Source organism: Streptosporangium sp. NPDC003464, assembly GCF_053588315.1.
In genome coordinates, this window is record NZ_JBSFPS010000035.1 from 37625 (window position 1) to 47221 (window position 9597).

At 71.4% G+C, this 9597-nt stretch carries 9 protein-coding genes; 7 read left to right on the forward strand and 2 right to left on the reverse strand.

Annotated elements, in window-relative coordinates; all coding sequences use genetic code 11:
- Positions 1–10 precede the first annotated feature (10 nt).
- Positions 11–1276, reverse strand: coding sequence for an acyl-CoA dehydrogenase family protein (locus ACWDS7_RS10995; RefSeq protein WP_451929106.1), 1266 nt, complete (start codon positions 1274–1276; stop codon positions 11–13).
- Between the two features lie 227 nt (positions 1277–1503).
- On the opposite strand from ACWDS7_RS10995, the gene ACWDS7_RS11000 reads away from it, so the two are divergent.
- The 7 genes from ACWDS7_RS11000 to ACWDS7_RS11030 all read left to right on the forward strand — a co-directional run bounded on the left by ACWDS7_RS11000 (position 1504) and on the right by ACWDS7_RS11030 (position 8751).
- Positions 1504–2643 carry a nucleotide disphospho-sugar-binding domain-containing protein gene (locus ACWDS7_RS11000; protein ID WP_451929107.1) on the forward strand — a complete coding sequence of 380 codons (1140 nt, stop codon included), beginning with the start codon at positions 1504–1506 and terminating at the stop codon, positions 2641–2643.
- Between the two features lie 7 nt (positions 2644–2650).
- Positions 2651–3589, forward strand: coding sequence for an NAD-dependent epimerase/dehydratase family protein (locus ACWDS7_RS11005; protein ID WP_451929108.1), 939 nt, complete (start codon positions 2651–2653; stop codon positions 3587–3589).
- A 126-nt stretch (positions 3590–3715) separates the two neighbouring features.
- Positions 3716–4654: a thiamine pyrophosphate-dependent dehydrogenase E1 component subunit alpha gene (locus tag ACWDS7_RS11010; RefSeq protein ID WP_451929109.1), complete on the forward strand. Its 939-nt coding sequence runs from the start codon at positions 3716–3718 to the stop codon at positions 4652–4654.
- Positions 4654–5616, forward strand: a complete 963-nt coding sequence (locus ACWDS7_RS11015) for an alpha-ketoacid dehydrogenase subunit beta (RefSeq protein ID WP_451929110.1) — start codon at positions 4654–4656, stop codon at positions 5614–5616. Before ACWDS7_RS11010 ends, ACWDS7_RS11015 begins: the two co-directional genes overlap by 1 nt.
- A gap of 18 nt (positions 5617–5634) precedes the next feature.
- On the forward strand, positions 5635–6672 hold the full coding sequence (locus ACWDS7_RS11020; RefSeq protein WP_451929111.1) for a glycosyltransferase family 2 protein: 1038 nt from the start codon (positions 5635–5637) through the stop codon (positions 6670–6672).
- On the forward strand, positions 6669–7718 hold the full coding sequence (locus tag ACWDS7_RS11025; RefSeq protein ID WP_451929112.1) for a hypothetical protein: 1050 nt from the start codon (positions 6669–6671) through the stop codon (positions 7716–7718). The genes ACWDS7_RS11020 and ACWDS7_RS11025 overlap by 4 nt, the downstream gene beginning before the upstream one ends.
- Positions 7719–7728: 10 nt before the next feature.
- Positions 7729–8751, forward strand: coding sequence for a glycosyltransferase (locus tag ACWDS7_RS11030; RefSeq protein WP_451929113.1), 1023 nt, complete (start codon positions 7729–7731; stop codon positions 8749–8751).
- A 16-nt stretch (positions 8752–8767) separates the two neighbouring features.
- On the opposite strand, the gene ACWDS7_RS11035 is transcribed toward ACWDS7_RS11030, so the two are convergent.
- Complete coding sequence (locus tag ACWDS7_RS11035) at positions 8768–9526, reverse strand: phytanoyl-CoA dioxygenase family protein (protein WP_451929114.1); 759 nt, start codon at positions 9524–9526, stop codon at positions 8768–8770.
- Positions 9527–9597: the final 71 nt, after the last annotated feature.

The following is a 9597-nucleotide window of genomic DNA, read 5'->3' on the forward strand; positions in this document are numbered from 1 at the left end:
GTTCGCCTCCCTACGACGGAGCCTGGGAGCGGAGGGCCCGGACGCTCATGTAGTCGTTGTCCTGGTCGAGATCCAGGGCCTGACCGCTCAGGTAGTCGACGCCGTCGACGTAGCTGTACGGCTGCATGAACGAGCCCGCCCGCACGTCCCGGTAAAGGCGCGCCAACGGGTGGTCGCCCGAATAGGAAAGGCCGCCGACCATCGTGAGGCAGTCGTTGACGACCCGCATGGACAGCTCGTTGACCGTCATCTTGGCGTACTGGAACGGCGTCATCATGCGCCGCCCGCGCTCGTCGAGATCCCCGGTCAGGTCGTCGGAGAGGGCGTCGGCGTTGAGCAGCGCGGCGCCGGCCGCCGTCCGCAGGGCGTAGAGCCGGGCGTCCGTCTCGGCGATGAGGGTGCGCGCCGCGGCGGGGACGCCCGACGACCGGCGGGCGCAGATGCCGACCGCGATGTCCCGGGCCGCCTGGGCGGCGCCGGCGTAGATCCCCAGCATGGTGATCGAGCTGACCGTCTGCCCGGCCAGTACGGCGTCGCGGCGCGCGCCGACCTCGCCGCGGTCGAGAATGTCCGTCGCCGGGACGGGACACCCGTCGAAGACGATGTCGAGCGTGCCGGAGGCCCGCATCCCGAGGCCGTCCCAGTTGTCCAGCACCGTGAGCCCGGGGGTGTCGCGGTGCACGACGGGCACGGCCAGCGTCCCCGGCCCCGCCTCGGCCCGCTTCAGCGCGTGCACGAAGAAGTGCGTGGCGATCGGCGCCATGCTCACCAGGGTCTTGCGGCCCGACAGCAGCCAGCCGCCCGACCCGTCGGGGGTCAGCTCGGTGACCGCGCCCGGAGCGTCCTTCAGCCCGCCGCAGACGGCCGCCTCGCCCGTCGCCATCGACCGCAGCAACCGCTCGGCCAGCTCCCGGACGTGCGCGGGGCCGTGGCGCCATTCGTAGGTCAGCGTGAGCCCGCGGCTCAACTGCACGTGCAGCGCCAACGCCGTCGAGGCGTCGGCCTCGGCGAGCGCGACCAGCCCCACCGCCACGTCGTACATCTTGCTGACGCCGAGACCGCCCAGTTCCTTGGGCACGGTCGCGCCCATCAGACCGGTCTTGGCGAAACCCTCGAAGGTCTCGACGGGGAAGGTTCCGGCCCGGTCGTTGCCACCGGCCTCGTCCCGGATCCGCGAGTCGAAACCGGTCAGCAGGCCGACCATGGTCCGGCCCTCCGGCGTGATCGGTGCCCGTAAATCTACCGCCGCCCACGAATGCACGGTCTCAGTTGACATTGCATGTTTCCGTTTCCGCAGTTCCGACCCGGCCCATGTCGAGCCGTCACGACGCCCTCGACACAGGGAACCACAAAATATATGAAAGATGGTTAGCGGGAAGGCTTCAAAGCGGGGATGATCAAGAAGTCTAGGCGAATCCCTCGATCTAATCGGGCTCCGGGATCTGCATTGTGTGGCCGCAGCTCGGTCGGATATATATTCAGCCGACCCTGACCGGAGGACTTGTGAAGATACTTTTTATCTCGGGGCCGACGAAGTCGAGCGTATTCGGTCTCGCGCCGCTCGCGATCGCGGCGCGAGGGAGTGGTCACCAGGTCATCCTGGCCTCGACGCGGGAAGCCGTGTCCGCGGCCCTGGGCATCGGCGTGCCGGCGTTCTCCACGACCCCGTTGTCGCTGACGGAGCTGATGACGCTCGACCGCGCGGGAGAGCCGCTGCGGATCCCGCAGGACGAGGCGGAGCTGCCCGTCTTCGTCGGCCACATGTTCGGGCGGCTGGCCGCCGCCGGCCTCGACCCGCTACGCGGACTGGTGGCCGGCTGGCGGCCCGACCTCATCGTCGGCGGGCCGCACGCCTACGTCGCGCCCCTCCTGTCCGCCGAGTTTGGCCTGCCCTGCGTGCGGCACCTGCTGACCGGCAACGCGATCGACAGGGAGGGGACCCACCCGGGCGTCGAGGAGGAGCTCCGTCCCGAGCTGGACAGGTTGGGGCTCGACCACGTCCCCGGCTTCGACATGGCCGTCGACATCTTCCCGGAGAGCACCAGGCCCGACGGCGCCACGTCCGCGCAGCCCATGCGGTGGATACCGACGAACGAGCAGTGCCCGCTCCAACCGTGGATGTGCGCCCGGGGGGAACGCCGCCGGGTGCTCGTGACCGCGGGCAGCCTGGCGACGCCCACGCACAACTTCGGCTTCCTGCGCGGCCTGACCGACGCCCTCACGGAACTGGACGTGGAGGTCGTCATCGCGGCGCCGGAGGAGGTGGGCGAGGGGCTGCGCGCCGAACGCGGCGTCGCCCACGCGGGCTGGGTCCCCATGGACGTGGTGCTGCCCACCTGCGATCTCATCGTCCATCACTCCGGCACGATGACCGCGCTGACGGCGCTGCACGCCGGCGTCCCGCAACTGATCATCCCGCAGGAGAGCAGGTTCACGGACTGGGCGCGGATGCTGTCCGCCCGGGGCGTCGCGATGACGCTGCCGCCCGGGCAGGACACGCCCGACGCCGTCGCGGCGGCCGGCCGGGAGCTGCTGGGGAACCCCTCCTACACCGAGGGGGCGCGCGCGATCGCCCGAGAGATCGCCGAGATGCCCCTGCCCGCCGAGGTCCTCGGCGTTCTGGAAAAGCTCGTGACAGCCTAGGAGCGACATGCGCGTGCTCGTGACCGGCGGAGCCGGGTTCATCGGGTCCCACCTCACCGACGCCTTGCTCGAACGCGGCGACGCCGTCACCGTCCTCGACGACCTGTCCACCGGCCTGGCCGGACGGCTGGACCCGGGGGTCGCCGTCCACCGGGAGTCGGTCACCGACGCCGCGGCGCTCACCCGGCTGACCGAGCGGATCCGCCCGGAGGTGATCTGCCATCTCGCGGCCCGGATCGACGTCAGGGCCTCGGTCGCCGACCCCGCGGCCGACGCCGGGGTCAACGTGGTCGGCACCATCAACGTGCTGGAAGCGGCCCGCGCGGTCGACGCCCGGGTCGTCTTCGCCTCCACCGGCGGCGCCCTGTACGGGGCGGACGCCGAGATCCCCTCTCCGGAAGGGCTGACACCCGAGCCGGAGGCCCCCTACGGGACGGCCAAGTACTGCGCCGAGCAGTACATCGGCCTGTACAACCGGCTCTACGGCACCGGCCACACCGTGCTCCGGCTCGGCAACGTGTACGGCCCGCGCCAGGACCCGGCGGGGGAGGCCGGCGTCGTGGCGATCTTCTGCGGCCGGGTCCTGCTCGGGCGGCGGCCGACCGTGTTCGGCGACGGCGCCCAGACCCGCGACTACGTCTACGTCGGCGACATCGTCGAGGCGTTCCGCACCGCCGTCGACCACGGGCGGCCCGGGGTGTGGAACATCGGCACCGGCGTCCCGACCAGCGTCCTGGACCTCCTGGAGCTCATCGGGCGGACCGCCGGCCATGCCCCGGAACCGCTGTTCGCCCCCGCCCGCCCCGGCGAGCTGCAGCACTCCGCCCTGGACGTCACCCGCGCCACCGCCGAGCTGAAATGGTGCGCCCGCACCTCCCTCGCGGCCGGGATCGCCAAGACCTACAAGTGGGCCGAGGCCGGCGAACCGATTGACGCCAAGTGCTGATTCTCTGGTGTTTTTCTCAGTTTTTCCCGATCTTTCATCGCATATAGTTAAATGTCCATGATTTCCATCGGGAAAGGGAGTTCTTTGACGAGCACGCCAGAACGATCCCGACGCCTTTACCGAGAGATGCGCCTGATCCGGGAATTCGAAGAACGGTGCTTCGAAATGGCCCTTTCCGGAGAACTGGTGGGCGGAATTCATCCGTACATCGGCCAGGAGGCCGTCGCGGTGGGCGTGTGCTCCCAGTTGGACGTCCAGGACGTCATCACCAGCACGCACCGCGGGCACGGGCACGTGCTGGCCAAGGGGGCCGATCCGAAACGGATGCTGGCCGAGCTGTACGGCACCACCGAGGGTCTCAACCGGGGCCGCGGCGGCTCGATGCACGCCGCCGACGTCAGCCTCGGCATCTTCGGCGCGAACGGGATCGTGGGCGCGGGTGCGCCCATCGCGACCGGCGCGGCCTGGGCGGCCCGGCGGGCCGGCCGGGAGCAGGTGGCGGTGAGCTTCTTCGGGGACGGCGCGCTGAGCCAGGGGGTCGTCCTGGAGGCGTTCAACCTGGCGGCGCTCTGGTCGCTGCCCGTCGTGTTCGTCTGCGAGAACAACGGCTACGCGACCAGCCTGCCGGTCGGCAGGGGCCTGGCGGGCGATCCGGTACGGCGGGCGGCGGGCTTCGGCATGACGGCGTGGTCGGTCGACGGCATGGACGTCGAGACGGTGGCCGAGGCGGCCGCCGTGGCGGTCGACGGGTGCCGCCGCGGCGCGGGCCCCTACTTCCTGGAGTGCAAGACTTACCGGTTCCACGGCCACCACTCCTTCGAGCAGCAGGTGGGCATCGACTACCGGGAGGGCGACGAGGTCGCCCGCTGGCAGGACCGCGACCCGCTGACCCTGCAGCGCGACCGCCTCCCGGCGGACGTCGTGGCATCCGTGGACGCCGAGATCGCCGCCCTGGTCGAGGACGCCGTCGCGTTCGCCCGGTCGAGTCCGGCGCCGGACCCCGGGGACGCGCTGGAGTATCTCTACGCCGGCCCGATCGCCGCGCGGCCGGGGTCGGTGCTCTGATGGCGCCCCTGGCCTACATCACCGCGCTGCACCAGGCGCTGCGCGACGAGATGGCCCGCGACGAGCGGGTGTGCGTCCTCGGAGAGGACGTGCGGCTCGGCCTGACCGGCATCACGCAGGGGCTTGCCCAGGCGTACGGCCCGGAACGGGTGGTCGACATGCCGCTCTCCGAGCAGGGGTTCACCAGCCTCGCCACCGGAGCGGCGATGGCGGGTCAGCGGCCGGTCGTGGAGTTCCAGATCCCCTCGCTGCTCTATCTGGTGTTCGAGCAGATCGCCAACCAGGCGCACAAGTTCTCGCTGATGACCGGCGGCCAGGTGAGCGTCCCCGTCACCTACCTGGTGCCCGGCTCGGGTTCGCGGTCCGGCATGGCCGGGCAGCACTCCGACCACCCCTACAGTCTCTTCGCGCACGTGGGGGTCAAGACCGTGGTGCCGGCGACGCCGTCGGACGCCTACGGGCTGCTGGTGTCCGCGATGCGCGACCCCGACCCGGTCGCCGTGTTCGCCCCCACGATGCTGATGGGGACGGCCGAGGAGGTCACCGGCGAGCTCGGCCCGGTCCCCCTGGGCAGCGCGCGGGTCCACCGGGAGGGGACGGACGTCACCGTGGTCGCCGTCGGGCATCTGGTGCCGACCGCGCTGCAGGTCGCGGCCGAACTCGCGGGCGAGGTGTCGATCGAGGTCGTCGACCCCCGGACGGTCTACCCCGTCGACTGGGCGACACTGGGCGATTCCGTCGCCAAGACCGGGCGGCTGGTGGTGATGGACGACTCCAACCGGATGTGCGGCCTCGGCGGCGAGATCCTGGCCACGGCGGCCGAGGAGTACGCGCTGGTCGCCCCACCGAAGCGGGTGTCGCGGCCGGACGGGGCCGTCATCCCCTACGCGCTCGCGCTGGACCACGCGCTGCTGCCCAGCGCCGCGCAGCTCACCGAGGCCGTCCGTGCCGTGCTGAAGTAAGAAGTAAGGAGACAGGCGATGGCATCCGTACGCCCGCCGCGCGTCGCGACGATCACGGTGGGGACGAACGAGATCAAATGGCTGGACCGCGGCCTGGGATCCCTGCTGGACAGCGACGTCACCGGCTTCGAGCTGGACGTGCACTACGTCGACAACGCCTCGTCGGACGGCAGCGTCGAGCACGTGGAGCACGAGTTCCCCGGGGTGAGGATCACCCGTAACTCCCGGAACCTGGGCTTCACCGGGGCCAACAACGTCGGCATCCGCGCGGCGCTGGCGGACGGCGCCGACTACGTGTTCCTGGTCAACCCCGACACCTGGACGCCGCCCGACCTGATCCGCGGCCTGGTCGAGTTCGCCGAGAAGTGGCCGCAGTACGGGATCATCGGGCCGTTGCAGTACCGCTACGACCCCGCCTCGACCGAGCTGCTGGAGTTCAACACCTGGACCCACACCGCCCTCTGGCTGGGCGAGCAGCACACCTTCGCGGGCGACATGCTCGATCACCCCTCGCACGCGGGCGGCCCGGAGGGGCGCGCGCCCAGGACGCTGGAGCACTCCTACGTCCAGGGGTCGGCGCTCTTCGTCAGGGCCGAGGTGCTGCGCGAGGTGGGCCTGCTCGACGAGGTCTTCCACACCTACTACGAGGAGGTGGACCTGTGCCGCCGCACCCGCTGGGCGGGCTGGCGGGTGGCCCTGCTCCTCGACCTCGGCATCCAGCACTACGGCGGGGGCGGCACCCCCGGCGGCAGCACCTACACCCGCGTGAACATGCGGCGTAACCGCTACTACTACCTGTTCACCGACGTGGACTGGGGCCCGTTCAAGACGGCCAGGCTCGCCGCCCGCTGGTTCGTCTCCGACCTCATGGGCAACGGCGTGGGCGGCCGGACCACGCCGGCCACGGGGACCAGGGAGACCGTGGAGGCAGTGGGGTGGCTCGCCCGCCGGGTGCCCGTCATCCTGGACCGCCGCGTGCGCCATCGCTCGTTGCGGGCCCGCGGCCGGCGGTCGCCGGCGGTGCGCGCGGAGCGGGAGAGGCCGGTGGACGAGTGAACCGGGCTCGGATCCTCATCTCCGGGAACTTCCACTGGCAGGCGGGATTCAGCCAGACCGTGGCCGCCTACGTGCGGGCGGCGGAGGAGGTGGGCTGCGAGATCCGCGTCAGCGCGCCGCTGTCGCGGATGGACGCCGAGGTGCCGCGGCACCTGCCGGTCGAGCAGGACGTCCGCTGGGGCACGCATCTGGTCCTCATGTTCGAGGCCAGGCAGTTCCTGTCCGCGGACCAGATCGAGCTGGCCGGCTCGTTCCCCAGGGACCGCCGGCTGATCGTCGACTTCGACGGGCACTGGGGAGCCGGGGAGGACGCCGCCGGCGACAGCGCGTCGAACAAGTACTCCGTCGAGAGCTGGCGCCTGCTCTACTCCACGCTGAGCGATCTGGTCCTCCAGCCCAAGGTGTCCGGGCCGTTGCCCCCGGGAGCGGAGTTCTTCAAGTGCTTCGGGCTGCCCCGGGCCGTGTCGCACCCGCTGGAGCTCGGCCGCAAGCGTGACTACGACCTCCAGTACATCGGCAGCAACTGGTGTCGCTGGGAGCCTCTCGTCGAGGTCGTGGAGGCCGCGGCGCGGGCCCGGCCACCGCTGCGCCGGCTACGGGTCTGCGGCCGCTGGTGGGAGGGCGAGACCTGCCCCGGGTTCGAGGACATCACCTCCGGCGAGCCGGGCTGGCTGCGCCGGCGAGGCGTCGAGGTCCACCCGCCGGTGCCCTTCGACCACGTCATCCAGGAGATGGGCCGGGCGTTGATCTCGCCGATCCTCGTCAGCCCGATGGTGACCAGGACGGGCCTGCTCACCGCCCGGCTGTTCGAGACGCTCGCCTCGGGCAGCCTGCCCGTGCTGCCGGCCGAGGCGGAGTTCATGGCCCCCGTCTACGGCGACGACGCCGCGCACCTGACGCTGGGCGCCGACCCCGCCGCCGTGCTCACCCGCCTGACCACGGACTACGAACACCACGCGCGGATCGTGGGCGGCGTCCAGGACCGGCTGCGCGTCGAGTACGGCTACCGCCGCGTGCTCGAAGACCTGCTGAGCTTCTTCCGCTGAGGAGACCGCGATGGAACCGCTGACGATCGCGTTGGTCAACGTGCCGCTGCGGCTGCCCACCGACACGCGGAAGTGGATCACCGTCCCCCCGCAGGGATACGGCGGCATCCAGTGGGTGGTGGCGAACCTCATGAACGGCCTGCTGGAGCTCGGGCACGAGGTCTTCCTGCTCGGCGCCCCGGGGAGCCCGGTCACCCATCCACGCCTCACGGTCGTGCCCGCCGGGGAGCCGGACGACATCCGGGAGTGGTTGCGCACGGCGCGGGTGGACGTGGTGAACGACCACAGCTGCGGCGCGGTCGACCCCACCGAGTTCCGGCCGGGCGTGGCCCTGATCAGCTCGCACCACATGACCACGCGCCCGCGCAACACGGCCGGCTGCGTCTACAGCTCGAAGGCGCAGCGGGCACACTGCGGAGGCGGTCCGGACGCACCGGTGATACCGATCCCGGTGGATCCGGCCAACTACCGGACGGCCGCGCGGAAGGAGGACTTCCTGCTGTTCATGGGCAGGATCTCGCCGCACAAGGGCGCGCTGGAGGCCGCCGCGTTCGCCCACGCCTGCGGGCGGACCCTCCTGATGGCCGGGCCCGCCTGGGAACCCGACTACCTCGACCGGATCAGGCGCGACTACGGCGACGCCGTCGAGCTGGTCGGCGAGGTGGGCGGACCGCGGCGCAACGAGCTGCTGGCGACGGCCGCGGCGGTGCTGGCGCTGTCGCAGCCGGCCACCGGCCCCTGGGGCGGCATCTGGTGCGAGCCCGGCGCCACGGTGGTCTCCGAGGCCGCCGCCAGCGGCACTCCCGTGGTGGGCACCCGGAACGGCTGCCTGGCCGAGATCGTGCCGCCGGTGGGCGGGCTGGTGCCGTACGGCTCCGCCTTCGACGGGCACGAGGCCCGCGGAGTCCTGGAACGGCTCCCCGCGCCCGGCGAGGTCCGGGAGGAGGCCATCCGGCTGTGGGGCCATGTGGAGATCGCCAGGCGCTACGAGGAGGTGTTCCGGGCCGCGCTGGCCGGCGCCTCGTGGGGCTGAGCCGCCGGCCGCCGGTTCAGCCGTCGACGAGCCACGGCCGGGGTTCGGGGTCCGCCACCTCGACGGCGGGCCCCATGAACACCAGCACGTAGGCGCGCCGCGGCTGGTCGGTCCGGTTCGGGCCCGCGTAGTGGGGGGTCCGGAAATCGTGCATCACCGCCCCGCCGGGAGCCAGCGGGCAGGGGACTCCGGCCGTCTCGTCCACCTCTTTCGTCATCAGACCGCGGATGCGGTCGTCGTGGTCGATATGGTGGTGCGGCAGGACGGGCCCCCGGTGCAGGCCGGGCGCGTAGTGCAGGCAGCCGCTGTCCACCGTGGCGTCGTCCAGCGTCGTCCAGATGCTGAGGCCGCGACGGGCCCAGCGCGGGTCCATGTACGCCTCGTCCTGGTGCCAGGGCGTCGGGGCGCCGTATCCCGGCGGTTTCAGAATCGCGTGCCCGTAGAATTCGAGTTCTTCCTCCGGAATCTCCAGAAACGCGGAGGCTATTGCGCGGCAGCGTGCGAAGTGCGCGCTCTCCGGTAACTCGGGGGCATACTTCTCGGGGTGGACGATCTGCGGGAGCCGCGGCGGTTCGGCGCCGTCCTTCCGCCCGGCGATGTCGTAGTAATCGGCGGTCCCGGTATTCCCGTGCCGGGCGAACAGCCGGTCGTAGACGCCGCGCAGCCAGGTGACCTCGTCGGCATCGGCGAGTCGCGGAAGAATGGTGAATCCGTCTCGCCGGAATTCCTCACGGCGAAGGCCGTCGATCTCGCTTCTCAACTCCGTCACGCCCACTGCTCCCTCCCTGGAGAAAGGCTCTCCACGAGAGGATACGAGAGGATCGCGGGCCGATCGCGGCCCGGCGC

Coding starts and splice junctions, on each gene's coding strand:
- ACWDS7_RS10995 (WP_451929106.1), bottom strand. CDS start 1,276: ATGTCAACTGAGACCGTGCATTCGTGGGCGGCGGTAGATTTACGGGCA.
- ACWDS7_RS11005 (WP_451929108.1), top strand. CDS start 2,651: ATGCGCGTGCTCGTGACCGGCGGAGCCGGGTTCATCGGGTCCCACCTC.
- ACWDS7_RS11010 (WP_451929109.1), top strand. CDS start 3,716: ATGCGCCTGATCCGGGAATTCGAAGAACGGTGCTTCGAAATGGCCCTT.
- ACWDS7_RS11015 (WP_451929110.1), top strand. CDS start 4,654: ATGGCGCCCCTGGCCTACATCACCGCGCTGCACCAGGCGCTGCGCGAC.
- ACWDS7_RS11020 (WP_451929111.1), top strand. CDS start 5,635: ATGGCATCCGTACGCCCGCCGCGCGTCGCGACGATCACGGTGGGGACG.
- ACWDS7_RS11030 (WP_451929113.1), top strand. CDS start 7,729: ATGGAACCGCTGACGATCGCGTTGGTCAACGTGCCGCTGCGGCTGCCC.